General features: G+C 47.3%; 21 protein-coding genes. 13 read left to right on the top strand and 8 right to left on the bottom strand.

Annotation, left to right across the window (positions count from 1 at the left end):
• From sctN to sctU, 8 genes are all read left to right on the top strand, one after another.
• A partial coding sequence (gene sctN / locus KDK16_RS02355; protein ID WP_257274485.1) for a type III secretion system ATPase SctN occupies positions 1 to 1296 on the top strand: 1296 nt, incomplete at its 5' end.
• Between the two features lie 5 nt (positions 1297 to 1301).
• Positions 1302 to 1763 (top strand): type III secretion protein, encoded by a 462-nt coding sequence (locus KDK16_RS02350; RefSeq protein WP_257255323.1) that lies wholly within the window; start codon positions 1302 to 1304, stop codon positions 1761 to 1763.
• A gap of 27 nt (positions 1764 to 1790) precedes the next feature.
• On the top strand, positions 1791 to 2564 hold the full coding sequence (locus KDK16_RS02345; protein WP_257255322.1) for a type III secretion HpaP family protein: 774 nt from the start codon (positions 1791 to 1793) through the stop codon (positions 2562 to 2564).
• An 18-nt stretch (positions 2565 to 2582) separates the two neighbouring features.
• Positions 2583 to 3608, top strand: a complete 1026-nt coding sequence (gene sctQ / locus KDK16_RS02340) for a type III secretion system cytoplasmic ring protein SctQ (RefSeq protein ID WP_257274484.1) — start codon at positions 2583 to 2585, stop codon at positions 3606 to 3608.
• A gap of 37 nt (positions 3609 to 3645) precedes the next feature.
• Positions 3646 to 4305: a type III secretion system export apparatus subunit SctR gene (sctR, locus tag KDK16_RS02335; protein ID WP_257255320.1), complete on the top strand. Its 660-nt coding sequence runs from the start codon at positions 3646 to 3648 to the stop codon at positions 4303 to 4305.
• Positions 4306 to 4326: 21 nt separating this feature from the next.
• On the top strand, positions 4327 to 4590 hold the full coding sequence (gene sctS / locus KDK16_RS02330) for a type III secretion system export apparatus subunit SctS (RefSeq protein ID WP_257255319.1): 264 nt from the start codon (positions 4327 to 4329) through the stop codon (positions 4588 to 4590).
• 14 nt (positions 4591 to 4604) lie between these two features.
• Positions 4605 to 5396, top strand: a complete 792-nt coding sequence (sctT, locus tag KDK16_RS02325) for a type III secretion system export apparatus subunit SctT (RefSeq protein ID WP_257255318.1) — start codon at positions 4605 to 4607, stop codon at positions 5394 to 5396.
• Complete coding sequence (gene sctU / locus KDK16_RS02320; RefSeq protein WP_257255317.1) at positions 5393 to 6448, top strand: type III secretion system export apparatus subunit SctU; 1056 nt, start codon at positions 5393 to 5395, stop codon at positions 6446 to 6448. The genes sctT and sctU overlap by 4 nt, the downstream gene beginning before the upstream one ends.
• Before the next feature lie 24 nt (positions 6449 to 6472).
• On the opposite strand, the gene KDK16_RS02315 is transcribed toward sctU, so the two are convergent.
• Complete coding sequence (locus KDK16_RS02315; RefSeq protein ID WP_257274483.1) at positions 6473 to 7735, bottom strand: DNA polymerase IV; 1263 nt, start codon at positions 7733 to 7735, stop codon at positions 6473 to 6475.
• 115 nt (positions 7736 to 7850) lie between these two features.
• Here KDK16_RS02315 and KDK16_RS02310 point away from each other — a divergent pair, with 115 nt between their 5' ends.
• The 3 genes from KDK16_RS02310 to KDK16_RS02300 all read left to right on the top strand — a co-directional run bounded on the left by KDK16_RS02310 (position 7851) and on the right by KDK16_RS02300 (position 10276).
• Positions 7851 to 8171 carry a hypothetical protein gene (locus KDK16_RS02310; protein WP_257274482.1) on the top strand — a complete coding sequence of 107 codons (321 nt, stop codon included), beginning with the start codon at positions 7851 to 7853 and terminating at the stop codon, positions 8169 to 8171.
• 110 nt (positions 8172 to 8281) lie between these two features.
• Entirely contained in the window at positions 8282 to 9109 is an 828-nt protein-coding gene (locus KDK16_RS02305; protein WP_257274481.1) for a hypothetical protein, read from the top strand.
• Positions 9110 to 9259: 150 nt separating this feature from the next.
• Complete coding sequence (locus tag KDK16_RS02300) at positions 9260 to 10276, top strand: low specificity L-threonine aldolase (RefSeq protein WP_257274479.1); 1017 nt, start codon at positions 9260 to 9262, stop codon at positions 10274 to 10276.
• 96 nt (positions 10277 to 10372) lie between these two features.
• On the opposite strand, the gene KDK16_RS02295 is transcribed toward KDK16_RS02300, so the two are convergent.
• The gene (locus tag KDK16_RS02295; RefSeq protein ID WP_257274478.1) at positions 10373 to 10627 is read right to left on the bottom strand and encodes a DUF3081 domain-containing protein; all 255 of its coding nucleotides are present in this window, start codon (positions 10625 to 10627) and stop codon (positions 10373 to 10375) included.
• Positions 10628 to 10671: 44 nt separating this feature from the next.
• Positions 10672 to 11160, bottom strand: coding sequence for a DUF3429 domain-containing protein (locus tag KDK16_RS02290; RefSeq protein WP_257274477.1), 489 nt, complete (start codon positions 11158 to 11160; stop codon positions 10672 to 10674).
• 199 nt (positions 11161 to 11359) lie between these two features.
• Between KDK16_RS02290 and KDK16_RS02285 the strand changes: the two genes are divergently transcribed.
• Positions 11360 to 12532 carry an alpha-hydroxy acid oxidase gene (locus KDK16_RS02285; protein WP_257274476.1) on the top strand — a complete coding sequence of 391 codons (1173 nt, stop codon included), beginning with the start codon at positions 11360 to 11362 and terminating at the stop codon, positions 12530 to 12532.
• A gap of 34 nt (positions 12533 to 12566) precedes the next feature.
• Here the strand turns inward: KDK16_RS02285 and KDK16_RS02280 are convergent, their stop codons facing one another.
• Positions 12567 to 13481 (bottom strand): hypothetical protein, encoded by a 915-nt coding sequence (locus KDK16_RS02280; protein ID WP_257274475.1) that lies wholly within the window; start codon positions 13479 to 13481, stop codon positions 12567 to 12569.
• A 245-nt stretch (positions 13482 to 13726) separates the two neighbouring features.
• Here KDK16_RS02280 and KDK16_RS13460 point away from each other — a divergent pair, with 245 nt between their 5' ends.
• Positions 13727 to 13837 carry an alpha-hydroxy-acid oxidizing protein gene (locus KDK16_RS13460; RefSeq protein WP_257279778.1) on the top strand — a complete coding sequence of 37 codons (111 nt, stop codon included), beginning with the start codon at positions 13727 to 13729 and terminating at the stop codon, positions 13835 to 13837.
• A gap of 107 nt (positions 13838 to 13944) precedes the next feature.
• Here KDK16_RS13460 and KDK16_RS02275 read toward each other — a convergent pair whose 3' ends face one another.
• The 4 genes from KDK16_RS02275 to KDK16_RS02260 form a co-directional block, all read right to left on the bottom strand.
• On the bottom strand, positions 13945 to 14886 hold the full coding sequence (locus KDK16_RS02275) for a hypothetical protein (protein ID WP_257274474.1): 942 nt from the start codon (positions 14884 to 14886) through the stop codon (positions 13945 to 13947).
• Positions 14887 to 15322: 436 nt separating this feature from the next.
• Positions 15323 to 16285, bottom strand: coding sequence for a hypothetical protein (locus tag KDK16_RS02270; protein ID WP_257274473.1), 963 nt, complete (start codon positions 16283 to 16285; stop codon positions 15323 to 15325).
• A 351-nt stretch (positions 16286 to 16636) separates the two neighbouring features.
• Positions 16637 to 17695, bottom strand: a complete 1059-nt coding sequence (locus KDK16_RS02265) for a phospholipase A (RefSeq protein ID WP_257274472.1) — start codon at positions 17693 to 17695, stop codon at positions 16637 to 16639.
• A 124-nt stretch (positions 17696 to 17819) separates the two neighbouring features.
• Positions 17820 to 19130 (bottom strand): MFS transporter, encoded by a 1311-nt coding sequence (locus KDK16_RS02260; protein ID WP_257274471.1) that lies wholly within the window; start codon positions 19128 to 19130, stop codon positions 17820 to 17822.
• Positions 19131 to 19193 lie beyond the last annotated feature (63 nt).

The raw sequence follows: 19193 nt of genomic DNA, 5'->3' as shown, positions 1-19193 counted from the left end.
CAAAATGCGGTTGAAAGCAGCCGGCTACTGGATATTCGTGGCCGTGTTACCGAAGTACAGGGCATGATCATCAAAGCGGCGGTTCCCGGTGTCAAGATTGGCGAGTTGTGTGAGCTGGTGACGCCAAACGATGACAGGACCAGCTACGCCGAGGTCGTTGGCTTTCAGGGGCACGAAACGGTACTCTCTCCCATGGGTGAAATCATGGGTATCTCCTCCACAACAGAAGTGATTCCCACGGGTAAGGTTCACCATGTAGGCGTTGGCTCTCACCTTCTGGGTCACGTGCTTGATGGTATGGGAAACCCTTTAAACCCGGAAGCCTTCGACGGAGTGGAGCCTGAGACCTGGTATCCGGTTTATGCCGACAGTCCTGACCCCATGACTCGCCAGATCATTGATAAACCATTACCACTGGGCCTGAGAGTCCTGGATGGCGTACTGACCTGCGGAGAAGGACAGCGTATGGGGATCTTCGCTGCCGCCGGCGGTGGTAAGAGTACGCTGCTCTCGATGCTGGTTAAAGGGGCTGAAGTGGATGTCACAGTCCTCGCGCTGATCGGTGAAAGGGGACGGGAACTCAGGGAATTTATCGAGCATGATCTGGGCCCGGAAGGCGTCAAGAAGTCCGTTATTATCGTTGCCACTTCTGACAAATCGTCCATGGAAAGAGCCAAAGCGGCCTATACTGCCACAGCCGTCGCAGAGTATTTCAGGGACAAAGGTAAAAAAGTCCTTCTGCTAATGGATTCCGTCACCCGTTTTGCCCGTGCCCAGCGTGAAATAGGTCTGGCAGCCGGCGAGCCGCCAACCCGTCGAGGTTTTCCACCCTCAGTCTTTGCCACGCTTCCCAAGTTAATGGAGCGTGCCGGTATGTCTGATACAGGTTCAATCACGGCGCTCTACACCGTACTGGTAGAAGGTGACGATATGACTGAACCGGTAGCGGATGAGACCCGATCCATTCTGGACGGACACATCATCCTTTCCAGAAAGTTGGCTGCCGCTAACCACTACCCGGCCATTGATGTGCTATCCAGTGCCAGCCGTGTCATGAATGCCATCACCCCGGAAGAGCACAAAGCCGCAGCGGGCAAACTCAGGGAACTTCTGGCCAAGTTCGAAGAGATTGAACTGCTGGTTAAGGTCGGTGAGTATAAAGCGGGCTCAGATGCAGTGGCGGATGAAGCCTTGCGGAAAATAGACGCCATAAGAACCTTCCTGAAGCAGCGCACCGATGAACTGAGTGACTATGACACCACCATCCAGCAACTGCGTCGTGTCGTTGGAGTCTGATCTGAATGCTGCACGAACTTCTCAAGGTTAAGCAGATTCGGGAAAAGTCTGCTCAGGACGAAGTTCGCAAGTGTGAATATCGTCTGGAGCAGGCTCAGCTGGAAGTCAAAAACAAAGAGCAGGAACTGGAAGAGTACATTGACTGGCGCTGTAAAGAAGAAGAAAGGCTCTACGATAACATTATCAATACTGCGGTGAAGCAGAATGAACTGGATCAGCTAAAAGCCAAGGTAGCCCAGATGCGTGAAAAGGATGTTCTGCTGGAACAGGCCATCAACGAAGCCAGACAGAATGTCGAAAAGGCCAAAGAACAGCTTGAGCAGGCCCGTGAAGATCATGCGAAAGCCATGCAGGCTGTGGAAAAGTTTGAAGAGTTTACCAAAGCTCAGGACGAGGAAGCCGCAAAGGAAGCCGCTCGCCTCGAAGATCTGGAAATGGAAGAATTTACTGTTCGTCCGAAATTCTAGGGTGCACAGATCGCAAGGAGGCCAACCATGCAGCCCACACACTCTAATCAGAATGTTCAGCAGAATAGCAACAACCAGCCCGCTCAAAATCAGAGCCAGAATCAGAGCCAGAAAGTGTCTGAGGATCAGGCTTCTGACTTTTCCAAAAAAATGAAAAAGAAAGAAGATCCGAAAAGTACCAAAGGGGAATCCAAGGGCGATCAAAGCCTTGAAAGCCTGATGGCAGAGCGCAGAAAAAGTGCCAAGGAAGCTCTGGAAGGCAAGTTCAAAGACCAGGGCGGTGGCCGTGAAGGTCAGGAAGGTCAAAAAGGTCAGGAAGGTCAAAAAGGTCTGGAAGAGGGTGCCATGCAGTCTCTGCGTGACGGCACTGAGCATGTGATCGGTCAGGTTAGGGAAACCCAGCAGGCCTCTGAAGTTCAATTGAAAAGCATTCAGGCCGTCAGTGGCCCCAAAGAAATCAATGAAGTCATCAACAAGCTGGTTGATAAAATCATGGTGTCTTCAAAAGACGCTATCGAAGGAGCCGAAGTTCGAATCACTCTGAAAGACAATATTCTGCCGGGCACCGAAATCCGTATTCAGAGAGTCTCTGGTGAACTGCAAGTGACCATGAATACCTCTTCAGCAGACTCCCACAACTTTCTGCAAGCCAATGAAGCCAGCTTGATGAAGAATCTCGAAAAGCTGGGTGAAAAAGTTCAGGTCAACATCAACCTGTCTGGCGGAGGTGGCGAACAGAGTGAGGGGCGTTCCCGGCAGGAGTACGTGGGTGAAGAAGAACAGGAAAACGATGATTCCTGAGAGAACGGATAAACACTGATGGAACCAATACCACTGAAGTTTGAATCAATATCAGCAACCGAGCTTCAGTTGGGGCAGCTCCTGTGTCGTCGCAAAACCCGCTACCAGATTCAACTGAACGGTATCGAATTCACTGTCTCTCTTGCCGGTCTTGATCACCAGACCTCCAGCTGGCAGGCCGATATAGAACTGGCTGGCTACCCCAACAAACTCTATCTGGGCCATCAGGTTCTGGATTTTCTTTTGCCCAAAAAGCTCGACCATCAAATCATTAAAAAACTGCCTGAAAGTCTTCGTGAAGCGGCTATTTCGAGCAGCCTGACCCCCTTGTTTAATTTTTTGGGCCAGATGCTGGGTCAGTCTGTCACACTCACTCATCTCAAACCTGCTGAGCAAACAGACGCCCCTTTAATTGCAGTGGATCTTGAAGCCGAGAGCATCCGTTCCAGCATTCAGATTGAGTATTCCGAGGTGATAGAGAACCTGTTGAAGTCAATTCCACCTCATCAATCTATCTCACTGCCCGATATACCTTTATGGGTATCCCTGCAAAAAGGCAGTACCTCACTGAACCGCAGTGAACTCAATGATCTGGAAGAAGGCGACATTGTTTTTCTGGAAAAATATGTCAGTCACTCAGAGGTGATTGTAAAAATCAAACAGAATGCTGCGTTTCTCGGCACTCTTGAGGATACCCGGCTCACTATTTCACAGAGGCTTCAGCCGATGGAAGATTATTCTGCCCAAGGGTACACAGAGCATGAAGAGCCTATGCCAGAAGGTGAAGCTCCGCAGGCATCTGCTACCCCTATTGATCTTCATGATTTGCCCGTGATGCTGATGTTCGAAGTGGGCGAACAACAGCTGACATTCGCAGAATTGCAAAGCCTGACGCCTGGGTATGTTTTCCAGCTCAGTAACCCTGTGGAAGCACCGGTCAAGATCAGAGCCAATGGCCAGCTGATTGGTAAATGCCAGTTGGTGGAAATAGAAGGCCGCCTCGGAGCCCGGATTACAGAACTCACGGGAAAGACCGAATCCTAATAACCAGGCAGTACATCCAGTAGAGCAGGTTCCCGCCATGGAAAGCGGCATACTGAATTTGACCAGCCCATTTTATTTGATGGTGCCACTGGCACTGATGGCGCTGATTCCATTCATGGCAGTCATGGGCACTTCTTTTTTGAAACTGGTGGTGGTCTTTTCCATTCTCAGAAACGCCACCGGTCTTCAGCAGATTCCTCCCAACATTGCCATGAACGCGCTGGCCATTATTTTGACACTCTACATCATGGCACCTATAGGCTATCAGTCTTATGAATTGCTGGAACCTGAAAAGATTAATTTTGAGGATCTGTCCTGGATCGAATCCTTCAAGCTGGCCAGCGCCCCTTACAAGCAATTTCTCAAAGACAACACCAACGAAAAAGAGCGTAACTTCTTTCTGAAGTCTGCACGCCTTCTGTGGCCAAAAAAATACCAGCAGGAACTCTCGGGGGATGACTTTATTGTGCTGCTGCCCTCTTTTTGTATCACGGAATTGACCAAGGCGTTCCAAATTGGCTTTTTGCTCTATTTGCCTTTCATCGTCATCGACCTGATCGTCTCAAACATCCTGCTGGCCATGGGTATGATGATGGTCTCTCCCATGACCATATCCCTGCCTTTCAAACTGCTCCTGTTTGTCTTGCTGGACGGTTGGACCCGTTTGATTCAGGGACTGGTATTAAGTTATGGCTAGAAAGCCTCAAGGGAAAAGAGCATGGTAGATTCGGACATCATTCAGCTGACAGCTCAGGCACTGATGCTGACTCTGGTTTTATCCATGCCTCCGATCATTGCCGCGGCTGGCGTAGGTCTGCTGATCAGTTTGATCCAGGCCCTGACCCAGATCCAGGAGCAAACCCTGCCCTTTGCCTTCAAGCTGATTGCCGTCATCATTAGCATCTTTGCCACTGCCCGATGGTTGGGCATTGAGATTTATCATTACTCTCTGGCCATCATGAACAAAATTCCGGACCTATAACCGGGTAATCCGCCATGGTCATCCCAATAGATGAGCTAAAAGAGTGGTTTTATGTATTTACCATGGGCATGCCCAGAATTGTTGCCCTGTTCACTCTGATCCCTTTCCTGCACAAACGCATGCTGGGTGGCGCCATGATGCGAAATGGCATTTGCGCCTGCATGGTCCTGTTTCTCCATCCTATGCTGGCAGAACACAAACCCGATGAAGCCCTCACCATTTATGCTACGGCCGGATTTGTTCTTAAAGAAGCTTTTATAGGGGCCATTATCGGGTTTTGTATCACCATTCCATTCTGGGCACTGGAGTCAGCGGGGTTCTTCATTGATAACCAACGGGGGGCTTCCATGGCCAGCGCCCTGAATCCTCTGTCGGGTGCGGAAACATCACCCATGGGTGTCTTGTTCTCTCAGGCTTTTACCGCTATTTTCATGGTCAGTGGCTTATTTCTGCTGTTGCTGCAAAGTCTGTTCATCAGCTATGACGTATGGCCTGTGTTCAGTTTCTATCCCAGACTGAACCCTGAAGCCACTACTTTTTTCCTGAATCAGTTCAACCTGATTATTGGACTGGCCATGTGGCTTTCTGCCCCCGTCATTATCTCCATGTTTATCACAGAATTTGGCATCGCCCTGATCAGCCGCTCAGCCCCTCAGCTGAACGTATTTATTCTGGCCATGCCGATCAAATCCGGTGTCGCGGCAGCCATCCTGGTGGTTTACGTCAGCACGATTCTACAACTGGCCAAAAAACATGACGAAAGCATTCCCATGATTTTTAAAACCGTGGGAGAGCTCTGGAAATGAGTGCTGAAAAGACAGAGAAACCTACACCAAAAAAACTGCGTGACGCCCGAAAAAAAGGTCAGGTCGCCAAGAGTAAAGAAGTATCCAGCACCTTTGGCATTATCGCCGTGGTCTGCACCCTCTGGTTTATGAGCGATACCTATCTCAACACCATTCAGGAAATGGTGATCCTTCCCGCAACGGTTTATAACGAAAACTTTCAGGACGCTTTCAAGATTGTCACCCGGGGCATTCTTGATAAATCCATTGAGCTACTGTTACCCCTGGTTATGGTATCCATGCTGTCTGCCATCATAGGCAACATTATGCAGTTTGGCTTTCTGCTGGCCGGTGAATCGGTAAAACCCGACCTGAAAAAGATCAGTCCCATTGCCGGATTCAAGCGCATCTTTGCCATCAAAAATCTGGTGGAATTCTTCAAGTCCGTTATCAAGATTGTGTTTCTTTCCATCGTTGTTTACTTCGTCATCAAAAACAGCCTCGCTGATATGGTCAACCTCCCTTACTGTGGTAATGACTGTATCCTCCCTGTCGTCGGGGTTTTGATGAAAAAACTGATGATCTACGCCATTGCGGCTTTCTTAGTGATCTCGGTGCTGGACTATCTTTTCGAGAAGCAACAGTTCACCAAAGAAAATAAAATGTCCAAGGATGAAGTCAAACGCGAACACAAAGAGATGGAAGGTAGCCCTGAAATCAAGGGTAAACGAAAAGAAATTCACCAGGAAATTCTCAACGAAGCAGAAAACACCAAGAAATCAGACGTTGTTATCAAAAACCCGACTCACCTGGCCATCGGCCTGCACTATAAACAGGATGTGACACCACTGCCCGTGGTGACGGTTAAAGGCCGGGGTGGACGTGCACGCTTTATTGTGAAAATTGCCGATAAAGAAGGCATCCCCGTTATGGAGAATGTCCCCCTGGCCCACGCCCTGTTTGATACGGACATTGCCAGTTTCATCCCCAGCGATTTGATTGAACCGGTGGCAGAAGTATTCCGATGGGTAGAAGACCTCAAGGAAAAACAGGGCCTCTCAGACGACTCTTAAGGTTGAACAATGCAAAACCTCTGCTCAACTCTCCAGAGTATTTCTGGGCCCCACTGGCCGCCAGGCCGGTGAAATGACATTGGGCATTTCCGAGCGGTTCAGCAAGGGAGCCTTACACAGGGCGAACTCGCCGTAACGATGGTTGATCTCATCAATGGTCGCCAGTAGTTTTTCCTTTTTAATATCCTCTTCCTTGAACAGTTCTCCTTGCCCATGTTTGGGTCGCGGGTCCAGGGCTCCGACGTGTACCTGATGCACTCCCCGGCTTCTCTCTCCTTCATCCCAGTAGACATCCAGGAAAAAGTCTGCCAGTGCCATGATCAGATCGCCATCGGATGTTGGGGTTGTCGTCTTCAGCTTTTTGCTGACCCAGCCTCCGGGCGTATTCACGCCAATGGCAAACAACCGGGCTTCAAAGTCATAACGTCTGAGACGAGCGGCCACCTTTTCACACATATGCAGCAGATAGGTTCTCAGGATGGTTTTATCCCGGGTATTGGGCGGAATCACCTTACCGTGCCCGATACTCTGGGGCACGCCTACCTCTTTATGCAGTGGCTCCGGGTCCATGCCCTGGGCCATCAGCCAGATGCGTTTGCCCAGATTACCAAAACGCTTGCCCAGCACGCTAATGGGCACTTTCTGCATATCACCGCAACGACGCACACCGTACTGAGCCAGGTAACGCCCAATACCTGAACCGACGCCACACAGATCAGTGACCAGAGCATCCGACAGGGTTTCACGAGCCTGATAGGGGTGGACAACGGTCAGTCCGTCAGGCTTCTGTTGCTTGGCTGCCCACTTGGCTGTGGTCTTGTCACCACTGATACCCACTGAACACAACAGGCCGGAAGCCTCAAAAACACAGGCCTTGATCCTTCGGCCCACCTCGGCCACCGGGCAGTCATAGAGTGCCTGACAGTCGGTCAGATCGAGAAAAGCCTCGTCCACCGAGAAGACTTCTATTTCCGGAGTGATGTTTTCCAGAGCTGACATGATGCTGGAGGAAATCTGAGCATAACGATAAGGCCGCGAAGGCGCCTGGATAAGATCAGGCGCCAAACCTCTGGCCTCACGCAACCTCATACCGGTTTTGATGCCCCGGGCCCGTGCCTCGTAGGAGGCGGTGATGATGCAAGTCCCTGTTCGGCCATTGGTGACACACACCGGCTTTTGATGCCATTGAGGCCGGTCCAGCTGCTCAATGGAGGCAAAAAAGGCATTCATATCCACCAGCGCAATCATTCGGGGCCAAGGCTTGTCTTTTACAAGAATACTGTTCATTTATACAGTATTATTCACCTGAAGCTTTCAGACAAGTCCCTCTTTGATTGATTTTTTTTATCGCCCCGGAAATAGGTGCATGAGCGGATGAATTGAAGCAAATGAGTGCGATTTTATGATGTCTTCCGATTTCGTCAGCATTGCTGACAGAGATGTTATGCAACCCCTTGTCTGCATCTCGTACGATCAGCTCTACATTGGTTCACACGGGGAAGTAGCCATGTTCAAACGCACAAGGATCACCTTTCAAATCGTACTGACACTGTTCAGCTTTTTCGGATTCAACGAAGCTGTTCTGGCGGTCAGATACCGCACTACGATCTACGTAAGTCATTTCGATGCCCGGATGGCTGTTGCCCACATCAGTACGGAAACACCTGCTTTGCAGGTTATGCACCATGGAGATAACCTTCAGGCAGTGGACTGCATATTCTGAAGAAAAACCGTTAGGCCAACTAACCGGGTTGTCATTAAACAGCCTTTAAAAGAAGGCTAAGCTGACCATAAAAAACAACAACAGCATTCAAGGATAGAAAGGAGTTGCCCATGTACTCATGTATGACCCCCCACTCACCAGTCAATACAACAAGCAATGCACTACAACTGGCTCTCAACGCATTTTCAGAGGGCAAAGAGCAGGCTAAAACCTGGTTGTACAATGGTGCCTCCAGAGCGGTATCCACACTCTATTGGGGTGCCAGTGAAGTCAGCTCCATGGCGAGAAACTATATAGCCGACATGCATGAACTTAATGAGAACGACCTTCTCTTCGAATGGGATTGGGATGAAACGGATATTGGCGACAGGCAGGTAGCCGTTACTGATGCCGCTGTTTCCGTAAAAGAGCAGTCCGTGAAAGAGCAACTGATGAGAGCGCCATCACGCATCCCTCGTCCAGTGGCCAGGCCAGAGAAAAAGCCGGGGCATGCCTTCATGGCGGCTCTTTCCAGGCCTCACCCCATCCCCTTCAATACTCCGGGGGCAGAAGTTGCTGACCGTTATCAAAAAAACATTCGCACGGTGGTTTTCGGTGATAAAGATGAGCGCAGGCCGAAAATAAAACAGAAAGCACTCTCTTCAGATTTTCTGGCCAGACAAAAAGCACTGAGCGATGCCAAACAGAAATATGAGGATGACCTGAAAGCACCTGTAACCCGAGACAAATGCGGCAAGGTTAACCCTGAAACGACCAGACGGCTGGCACAGCCCAAGCACACCCGATCCAAGGGCGAGAAGAAAGCCATTCGCGATTTTACTCAACGAGAGTTTGCCAGCCACGCCTTTACCAAGCTGTATCTGAGACAGGACTTTGAAAAGGACCGTCCTGTGAAAAGCCAGAGCAGGCAGAACGCCAAAGCCAACCGCTTGAAATAATCGAGAACATTCCTCCTTGCCAGGACGCACTCCTGGCTTTTTTTTGCCTGACCGGCACACAGATCGCTTTAACGACGCCATACCCCTTGGGCATTGTTCTGGTTCCGGCTAAACTCACTGACTTTAAATCACGGGAACAGAACACAACCCATGGACAAGCATTTCTGCAGTGACAACTGTTCAGGCGTCAGCCCTGAAATCATGTACGCACTGGCTGAAGCCAACCAGGGTCATACGCCTTCCTATGGGGGCGATTCGTTGACTCAGGAAGCCGACGCCCTGATCAAGGCCACTCTGGGTCGTGAATGTGACATTTACTACGTCTACAACGGCACTGCCGCCAACACTCTGGCCTGCAAGTCGGTGCTGCGTAGTATTGATAGTATTATCTGTCCTGATAGTGCACATATCTTTACTCATGAAGCCGGTGCAGCGGCTAATGCTACCGGCAGCAAGTTCATTACGCTGCCTGCAGTGCATGGCAAAATCACTCCGAAGCAGATCCGGGCCGCCTACGAGCAGGAAACTTACTGGGGGCCTCATGCTACCCGTCCAAAGCTGGTCTCAATCACCCAGCCCACTGAATGGGGCACTTTTTACTCTCTGTCAGAATTGGCGGCCATCAAGGCTGTTTGCGAAGAGACCGGAATGCTAATGCATGTAGACGGCTGTCGTATTTACAATGCCCTTGTAGCCATGGACTGCCCTCCGGCAGAACTCTGCCAGTACATTGATATTCTGTCACTGGGAGGGACAAAAAATGGCCTGATGTTTGGTGAAGCCCTGGTGTTCTTCCATCAAGAAGCAGCCGATGGTTTCCTGCACTTGCGCAAGCAGGGGCTGCAACTGCACTCAAAAATGCGCTTTATTTCAGCCCAGATGAAAGCCCTTTTTACCGACCACCTTTGGCAGAAAAATGCCCAACAAGCCAATCAGATGGCAGCAAGGCTGGCAGAGGGCCTGTTGAAACACCCGGATATCAACCTTTACTGCCCGGTGCAGACCAACCAGCTTTTCGTCACCATGCCCAAGGCATTGGCCACAAGACTGATGGCAGTGAGCGCCTTCTTCCCTAATGGGCCTGAGTGCTATCGAATGGTGACGTCGTTTGACACGACAGAAGAAGAAGTAGACTGTTTTGCAGCCGCCGCTTTGGAAAGCTTCTAACACTCCCCGCCCGTCGCTCCAAAGGCCAGGCGCCCCCGACTAACCCCGCCAGTCCGGCGGTTTTGATATTCAAATAGCCAACAGACAAACAGCAAATTATTGCTCGGCAATGCGGTAAAGAAGCTTAATGAAGGCATCTGTACTTTTCTGGCTGGCGGATTCAATCGCGAATTTATTATGAAAATAGATTGATAGCTGACAGTCCCTATTGCCCAGAATAACCGTATAGCCATCATCCAGTGAACTGGCGGTAACACCTTTCAAGAGATAGCCCTGATTGACCTGTTCCCCCTCGTCCAGTATGCGGGCAAATGCCACAAGACACTTTTGAATATCAATATGTTGATCCACTTACTGACTCCTTAAGGCAAACCCAAAAAATCAAGACTCCCTGCTTACGTCATTGTCAGGGAGGCAAAGAGAAAACAGTGCAATATAAACACCACCAGGGTGACGATGGCTCTCATGGACAGGTAAGACATTACACGCCCATCGGCCAGAGGTTCTGTATGAACGCACTCAATAATCAGGGTTGCCAGATAGCCAATGGCAAGAAGCACCAGCATCTGACCATCCGCCAGCCCTGCCATAAGCCCTCCAAATACCCAGAGTGCAATGACATTACTGGCCAGCACTTTAATAACGTTTCCGGATCGATTCTCAGTGTAGACAGCCTGTCCCCATAAAGAACCGGCCATAAAGCAGCAGATAATGACAGAGTAAACAATAAACAGATGCTCCCCACTGTTACCAAACAGAAACTGGCCCCTGATGGATAGATACAGTGAAATAACAAAAGGCGTTATCCCAAGACAGGCAAGCCAGTACATGAGTCGTTGAAAAAAATTCACTGGTTTCTCCATCTGTTCAGCCTTTTGTCTCATCGTCTTGTCTCACTAAGCCAGAAACCACCACGATCGAAAGTACAATTATCTTTTCCTGTACGAATAGTCAGGTCAACTGGATCAGGCCATATGCCGGTTTCCTGTTGATCTGCTCCAAAGCAATGCTATACATAAGACGCTGAACCTTTTTCATGATCCGACTCCAGCCTGTCACCGACGGCAGGCGATCCGGGAAGCCATGCGTCTGAAACACTGTCACAACACCAGAGACTTTAGGGAGTTCGCCCGACGACGGCTGCCCTCCCCTATTTTTCATTACATCGACGGTGCTGCGGATGATGAGACCACACTGCGAAGAAATACTGAGGCCTACTCCAATTGTGACCTGGTGCCCAATGTATTGAGAGGTGCAGAGCATGTTGATCTCTCTACCCGGGTTATGGGTTTGGATCTGGACATCCCTCTCTTCTTATCGCCCACCGCACTGCAGTGTCTCTTTCACCATGAAGGTGAGATGGCTGTGGGCAAAGCAGCCGAACAGTTTGGCACTCTTTTTGGCCTGTCTTCTCTGGGCACTACCAGCATAGAAGACATTGGTTCAACTATTAAAACTCCGAAGCTGTTCCAGCTCTATGTGCATAAAGATAAGGGTCTGACTCGCAATATGATTGACCGATGCAAGGCGGCCAACTTCGATGCTATGGCATTAACGGTGGATACAGCCGTTGGTGGCAACAGAGAAAGAGATCTCGTCACCGGTTTTACCATCCCGCCCAAACTGACATTGAAGAGTCTGCTGAGTTTCACCTGCCATCCGGCCTGGGTTCTGAATTACGTTTCCCATGGTGGCTTTGAGCTGCCTCAGCTTCAGGACTATGTTGGCGAAGGCACCCGCATTACCCTTTCGGTCGGTCACTACTTCAGTACCATGCTGGATCAGAGTATGGACTGGCAGGCAGCAGAAGAAATTATCCACTACTGGGAAAAACCATTAGCACTAAAAGGCATCATGTCGGTTGAAGATGCACGCAGGGCCGTAGATATCGGCGCTGCGGCCATTATGATTTCCAATCATGGCGGTCGACAGCTGGATGGCTCACGCTCGCCCTTTGATCAACTGGCAGAAATTGTAGATGCCGTAGGAGACCAGATTGATGTGATATGCGACGGGGGGATACAAAGGGGCACACACGTTCTTAAAGCACTGTCGCTGGGAGCCAAAGCCTGCTCAGGAGGTCGCCTGTATCTTTATGCTTTGGCAGCAGCAGGAAGAGCAGGCGTTGAAAAGGCTCTTGAAAATCTGCGCAGTGAAATGGAACGGGATATGAAACTGATGGGCTGTAAAACGATTTCAGAGTTGAACCGGAGTAACCTCCGCTTCCGGCCGGAATTCACCTGTCATTCCCGTTGAGTAAAGCCTGAGTCACAACAATCCATAATACCGTTTAAATATCATTATTAATTTCTTTGTTAAGTTTTTTGACCAACCCTGTGTAACTTGATATTTGCTTGCCTGGTATTGTTTTAAACAGATTGGTTAACTGCTCGGTATCAAGCGTAAGTGTATAGCTTCTTAAAGCAGTATGGATATAAATATCATCTTTATCAGGATCTGCAATGACAAATACAGCTCTGTATCCCATAGTGGGCAATGCTTCACCTTCTACAGCAGCTCTTGACATCTTTAAATAACCGCTAATTCCTTCAAGTAATAGTTTTTTATTAGTAAAATGCTCTCTGGAAAGTGCCTCCCTGAGATTTTTATCACGAAAATTTTCGGTCATTCTCAATTTAGAATTTTTAAGTATCCAATCGTAAGTAAACATTTCTTTGTAATCATCCAATACTGAGTATTCACTATTGCTTTTGGTTATGAGTTGGGCATTAGCGGGTTGGCAAATATCGTTCGATGTCAGACATTGGAGAGTAGTGGCTTTGTGGCTAAAAGAATAAATATAAACAGCCTCGATATCAGTAGCTTGTGTTCTTGCTATATCAAGTTCAGATGGGCTTCTGAATAACTCCATCGTATAGCGTTTTATTGCGTCAAAGGTTTGATTTATCTTATCCAGTTCAGCATCAGAAAGAGCATCAGGATTTATACTTTCCCTACTGAAAGAGAACAATCTGGTTTCATAGTCTTCAGGAAACGTTTGCCCATCTGAAGACATCAGTTCTTTAATGATCGTTTTTTCCAAGCCCTGAGCTCGATATATTTTCCCTATGCCTGCCTCAGGATTTAGAGGTTGATGAGCTTCCAAACCTGTTTCGGTCGTTTTAGTCTGAGTATCTGGTACATCTTCTGAAAAAAAACCAAGAAGATATGCCGCTCCTACTAATGCAGCAGCTTTTAAGAACATTTCGCTAACCTCCTTTTTCGTCTAACTGTTTATAGCTGACGTTTCATTAAGTAATAGCTCTGAGAGCCTGACTGATAATAGCACCATTACTGAATAAAGTTAGGAACAGGCTTGCTACATTGATTTAAGATAAACAGTTTTCACTGATGTTTAGACCCTAAAACCACCATTAAGTTCACTGAACTCTCTGGTTATTATTTCTTTGTGGATGGATGGCTTTGCTCTTGCACAGACATGTATAAAGAATGGCGACGCCATATCTTTATGCTTTGGCAGCGGCCGGAAGAACGAGCCTTGAAAAAGCCCTTGATAATCTGCGCAGTGAAATGGAACGGGGTATGAAACTGATGGGTTGAAGAGCATTCAGAGTTGAACCGAAGTAACTTCCGGTTCCGACCAGAACTCACCTATCATCCCCGGTGAATTAAGCCTGCTTCACACCATCCACAATACCGTTTAACTATCATTGTTGATTTTTTTTATTAAGATTTTCGGCCAACCCGGTGAAGCTTGATATTTGCTTACCTGGTAGTGTTTTGTACAGTTTTGTTAACTGATCGGCATCAAGCTCAACAAGAGTGTAGCTTCTTCCAGTAGTCACAATATGAATATTCTCTTTATTTGGATCAGTCATTAAAAATACAGCTCTAAATCCCATAGTGGGAAATTTCTCGTCTGATTCAACGATTCTCGACAGTGTTAAAAAACCACTAATCCTTTCAAACAATGATTTTTTTCTGGTAAAATCCGCACTAAAAATATCATTCTCATAATCTTCATCATCAACACTATCTTTCATTCTCGGTTCAGAATTTTTTAATATCCATTCGGATGTAAACATTTTTTTATAATCACCCAATACGGAGCCTTTATCATTGCTTTCTGTGGTATGTTTGGCATTTATGGGTTGAGAATTAGCGGGTTGAGAATTAGCGGGTTGACAAATATTGTTCGATGTCAGGCATTCCAGAGTAGTGGCTTTGTGACTAAAAGAATAAATATAAACAGCCTCAACATCAGAAGCTTCTACTCTTGCCATATCAATACCATATTTACCTCTGAATAACTCCATCATATTGCGTTTTATTGCGGCAAAGGTTTGATTGATCTCATCGAGCTCAACATCAGAAAGAGCCTGAGGGTTAATACTTCCCCTACTAAAAGTGAACAATCTGGATTCATAGTTTTCAGGAAAAGTTTGCCCATCTAAATTCATCAGCTCTTTGATGATCGTTTTGTCTAATCTGGAAGTTCGGTACATTTTTTGTATGCCTACCCCAGGATTTACAGGTTGATGATTTTCCAAGCCTGTTTCGGTCATTTTGGTCTGAGTATCTGGTACATCTTTTGAAAAAAAACCAAGAAGATAGGCCGCCCCTACTAATACAACAGCTTTTAATAACATTTCGCTAACCTCCTTTTTTGTCTAACTGTTTATAGATGACGTTTCATTATGTAATAGCTCTGAGAGCCTGACTGATAATAGCACCATTACTAAATAAAGGCTTACTACATTGATTTAAGATAAACAGTTTTCACTGATATTTTGACCCTAAAACCACCATTAAGTTCACTGAACTCTCTGGTTATTATTTATTTGTGGATGGATGGCTTCGCTCTTGCACAGAGATGTATAAAGAATGGCGATGCTATATCTTTATGCTTTGGCAGCAGCCGGAAGAGCGAGCCTTGAAAAGGCTCTTGATGTGCAATGAAATGGAACGGGTTATGAAACTGATGAGCTGTAAAACGATTTAAGGGCTGAACCGGAGTAACCCGCGATTCCGGCCAGAATCCACCTGTCATTCCCGATAAGTTACGCCTGTGATACCATCAAACTATCAGGGGTTATTTTTTTTATTGAGTTTTTTAGCCAACCCTGTGAGATTTGATATTTGCTTGCCTGGCATGGTTTTAAGCATATTTGATAATTGTTCGGCATCAAATTTGAGAGTGTAGCTTTTTGCGGCAGCTTGAATATAAATATTCTTCTTACTAGAACCTGTCATTACTAATACAGCTCTGAAGCCCATAGTGGGAAATGCTTCATTTTTATTAATGAGTCTGGTCAGCGATATAAAATCAGAAATTTGTTTCTGTAATATTTTTTTCTCGTTAAAGTCTGCCCCAACAAGGTATAATGCGGGAGTTGATTCCCGATAGCCTGCCAGCCTCGCTTCGGATTGTTCAAGAATCCATTCGGATGAAAACATGTTTTTATAATCATCCAACATTGAGCTTTCATCATTGCTTTGAGCTGTGCGTTCGGCATTAAACGTTGAGTGTTGGGTATCAGCAGGTTGGCAAATATCGTTCGATGTAAGGCATTTGAGAGTAGCCGCTTTGTGGCTAAAAGAATACACATATACAGCCTCAATATCAGCAGCTTTTATTAGTTCCTGATTAAGATTAGGATCACCTATTGATAACTCAATCATTTGGTCTTTTATTACGGAAAAGATTTTATTTATCTCATCCAGTTCATCTTCAGAAAGAGCATTAATATTTATACTCCCCCTACTTAAAGTGAATAATCTGTACTCATAGTCTTCAGGAAAAGTTTCCCCATCTGAATGCTCCAGCTCTTTGATGATTGTTTTTTCTAAGCTGGAAGTTCGATACAGTGTTTCTATGCCTGCCCCTCTATTTATAAGTTGAGGCAATGATTGAGGCAAAGGTTGCTGCGTAAATTGATCCACTTCCAACTCCGTCTCAGTCTTTTTTGGTTGATTATCTGGTACCAATCCAAAAAAACAATGATAAAGATATACTACTGATACTGCTATGATAATATTTGTTACCATGTCATCTAGCCTCCCGTTTTGTACACTTGTTTAGAGCTAGCGTTTCATTAGAGTGATAGCTCCGGGAGCCTTAACGATAATAACGCCGTTACTAAATTTAATGAGGAGTAACCTTCTTCCAGCATTTTAAGATAAACAGTTTTCATTGACGTTTGTGAGCCTGAAACCACAATTAATTTCATTGAATTTCCTGCTTATTATTTCTTTTTGGATGGATAGCTTCGCTCTTGCAAAAAAATATATACAAAGAATTGCGATGCTATTGAAAGATGAATCACAGAGATACTGAAGCATCCCATGTCATTGGTGATTGACGCTCCAGTGTAGTCGAGTTCTCGTAAAAAGGTAGTATCAGAGCCAGTCAGTCAGCATCACACCAATGCTGAGCCGGTTCACACTGGCATTGTAATCAATCAGGCTTTCTCCATAGCCATTAAAATATTGGACATAACCCCGGAAACGGTCACTAAGAGGGAAGGACCAGCCCAGTTGCACCGCACCTTTGTTATCAGAAGACCGCAGGTTGTTTCTGAGCATCATGGATATCTGGTATTCATCCAGTTTATAGCCAAAATGAAGCTCACCATGTCCCATGTACTTTTCAATATCCGGGTTATCATCCCCCTCCGTATCATTCGGGTTATTTGGGTCTTTTTCAGGTTCGGGAATCCGATACCAGGGCTTGAAGCTCACGTAAAAATTGCCCTTTTCCAGCAGGAAATTCAGGTAAACTCGATTCCAGCTTCGGGAAAGGCCGCCCGACCGACCATTGGATTGATGAGACAGACCGGCCACTACCGCCCACAAATCCATACCCAATACCGAACGATCGACCGGAAGTACCGCAAAGACTTCCGGTTCGTGGTTCGTTTCCCTGAATGGCGCAGAGTTGTTGTTGTAGGCCTGCCACCAGGAGGTGTTAGTGTAGGCTACATAGACATTACCGTAACCGTTCCATAAACCCTCCCAGACAGGCGCTTTCAGACTCAGCTGAAACTTGATTTCGGTTGATGTCAGTTCCTCACCTATTGCTTTGTAAGGCTCCTTGTTAACGTGACTGTTCCAGGAAACCGGAAGCACATAATTGGGACGATGGGGAGTTATCACAAAACGATTATCAAACGCCTGACGTTCACCTTTAACTCGTTCATCAAAAGCACTTTCCTCTGTCTCCCGGACCCTATCAGAATCATCAACCACCAGAGGCAGTGCCTCTTCTTCGTGGGGTTTGCCGCAAACAGCCCTTATCTCCGCCATGGTGGTCTGACCATCGGCTTCCATAGCCTGTTTCAGGAGGCACTGTTCATGGGGAGTTGATGACAAAGCCAAAGCCGGCGACAGACTCAGGACCAAACCTGCAACCCAAAAAGGCCCTTGTTTGATTGAGACAAGCGTCACATTATTATCCATAGTTGAAACTCTTTTTCTTCCTAACGAGCGCAACGGGCTGAAATGCCGGTGAGAGTCTGCGCTCATCACAGGGCAACCTAAAGCTTTAACGAATGCTCGAACATAAATCCCCGGCTCTGCAATCTCAACCTTTTTCCGTTGGTGTTGTATCAAGACATTCCGTTTTTGCCATATCGAAGTCAGGCCAGGGAATCAGAACAGCTATCAGACTGATGGTACCGATGACCGCCAGATAGTATGCGGGCCCTAATGCAGTACCGGTCATTTGTACGATCAGTGTCGAACTCAAAGGAGCAAGCCCGCCAAAAATGGCAAAGCCAAAATTGTATGAGGTAGCAATGCCTGTGTAGCGAACTTCTGTTGGAAAAAAGCGGACAATAATAGGAGGAAGCAGACCTGAGGCGACCGCAGTAAATAATCCGCAGGTCATCATAATGTGCCGGACCTGAGGAGCCTCTGTAAGAAAATACTGGAAGGCTGGAAATGACAAAATAATCACAACCAGAGCCATAGAGATAGCCAGCAGCCTCTTGTTGACAATATCAGTCAAAATGCCTGCTAACAGCGACAGGGGCGAAAGAATAAAAAAAGCAACCGCCGTGCGCCAAGCCACATTAGCCTGTGGTAAACCCAGTATGGAAGAGAGGTAGCTTGACATATAGACCCCATAAACCGTTACCGTGGCACCGCAAAGCGCCATCAACAACAGACCACAGAGCAGCCCCTTCCGATGCTCTCGCAGTAATAGGATAAGGGGAATAGTTGACTGCTGACGGGCCTGATCCAGGGCAGCAAATAATCCGGACTCATTGAAGCGCTTGCGAATCTGATAGCTGACCAGCCCCAGCAGACCACCAATCCAAAAAGGGATTCTCCACCCCCACTGAGCCATAGTTTCCTGACCCAGCAGCATACTTAACAGACCATTGAGAAAAGTGCCCAGAGAGATGCCAATCATCAGGGCCAGAAATAGGATACCGATCATTAGCCCCTGTCGTTGCGGCGCACTTTCACTGAGAAAAGTGATGGCTCCCGGCAACTCTCCTCCAAGAGAAAACCCCTGGGTCAGCCTGAGCAGAACCAACGTCAGTGGAGCAATAACTCCAACCTCTTCATAAGTAGGTAAACAGCCCATCAGAGCAGTGGTCAAAGCCATGAGAAAAATGGTCAGAGTGAATGTTTTCTTGCGGCCAAACCGATCTCCGAGATGCCCGAAAAACAGGCCTCCCAGCGGTCTGGTCAGGTATCCTGTGGCAAAGACAGCATAGGTTCCCAGCAATGAGGACAGCTGATCCGAGGCAGGAAAAAAATGCTCCGCGATATAGCTTGCCATCAGGGCGTAGATCAGGAAATCATAAAGCTCCAGCATGCCTCCCATGGAGACGGCCAGAGCCAGCTTGTAATGCTCACTGGGTGCAGTAATGCAACGCGGCATAAGTCACTCTCTTGATTAAATCCGCAACGAGCGCAACACTCGCTGTTATGGATAAGGTTCAAG

This window comes from Endozoicomonas sp. SESOKO4 (assembly GCF_024606275.1).
The sequence above is the reverse complement of the archived record's forward strand: the minus strand, read 5'-3'. Positions and strand labels throughout refer to the sequence as shown.

Excerpts from the sequence above, each read along its gene's own strand:
- KDK16_RS02350 (WP_257255323.1), top strand. The coding sequence starts at position 1,302 with ATGCTGCACGAACTTCTCAAGGTTAAGCAGATTCGGGAAAAGTCTGCT.
- KDK16_RS02345 (WP_257255322.1), top strand. The coding sequence starts at position 1,791 with ATGCAGCCCACACACTCTAATCAGAATGTTCAGCAGAATAGCAACAAC.
- sctQ (WP_257274484.1), top strand. The coding sequence starts at position 2,583 with ATGGAACCAATACCACTGAAGTTTGAATCAATATCAGCAACCGAGCTT.
- sctR (WP_257255320.1), top strand. The coding sequence starts at position 3,646 with ATGGAAAGCGGCATACTGAATTTGACCAGCCCATTTTATTTGATGGTG.
- sctS (WP_257255319.1), top strand. The coding sequence starts at position 4,327 with ATGGTAGATTCGGACATCATTCAGCTGACAGCTCAGGCACTGATGCTG.
- sctT (WP_257255318.1), top strand. The coding sequence starts at position 4,605 with ATGGTCATCCCAATAGATGAGCTAAAAGAGTGGTTTTATGTATTTACC.
- sctU (WP_257255317.1), top strand. The coding sequence starts at position 5,393 with ATGAGTGCTGAAAAGACAGAGAAACCTACACCAAAAAAACTGCGTGAC.
- KDK16_RS02315 (WP_257274483.1), bottom strand. The coding sequence starts at position 7,735 with ATGAACAGTATTCTTGTAAAAGACAAGCCTTGGCCCCGAATGATTGCG.
- KDK16_RS02310 (WP_257274482.1), top strand. The coding sequence starts at position 7,851 with ATGATGTCTTCCGATTTCGTCAGCATTGCTGACAGAGATGTTATGCAA.
- KDK16_RS02305 (WP_257274481.1), top strand. The coding sequence starts at position 8,282 with ATGTACTCATGTATGACCCCCCACTCACCAGTCAATACAACAAGCAAT.
- KDK16_RS02300 (WP_257274479.1), top strand. The coding sequence starts at position 9,260 with ATGGACAAGCATTTCTGCAGTGACAACTGTTCAGGCGTCAGCCCTGAA.
- KDK16_RS02290 (WP_257274477.1), bottom strand. The coding sequence starts at position 11,160 with ATGAGACAAAAGGCTGAACAGATGGAGAAACCAGTGAATTTTTTTCAA.
- KDK16_RS02285 (WP_257274476.1), top strand. The coding sequence starts at position 11,360 with ATGCGTCTGAAACACTGTCACAACACCAGAGACTTTAGGGAGTTCGCC.
- KDK16_RS02280 (WP_257274475.1), bottom strand. The coding sequence starts at position 13,481 with ATGTTCTTAAAAGCTGCTGCATTAGTAGGAGCGGCATATCTTCTTGGT.
- KDK16_RS13460 (WP_257279778.1), top strand. The coding sequence starts at position 13,727 with ATGGCGACGCCATATCTTTATGCTTTGGCAGCGGCCGGAAGAACGAGC.
- KDK16_RS02275 (WP_257274474.1), bottom strand. The coding sequence starts at position 14,886 with ATGTTATTAAAAGCTGTTGTATTAGTAGGGGCGGCCTATCTTCTTGGT.
- KDK16_RS02270 (WP_257274473.1), bottom strand. The coding sequence starts at position 16,285 with ATGGTAACAAATATTATCATAGCAGTATCAGTAGTATATCTTTATCAT.
- KDK16_RS02265 (WP_257274472.1), bottom strand. The coding sequence starts at position 17,695 with ATGGATAATAATGTGACGCTTGTCTCAATCAAACAAGGGCCTTTTTGG.
- KDK16_RS02260 (WP_257274471.1), bottom strand. The coding sequence starts at position 19,130 with ATGCCGCGTTGCATTACTGCACCCAGTGAGCATTACAAGCTGGCTCTG.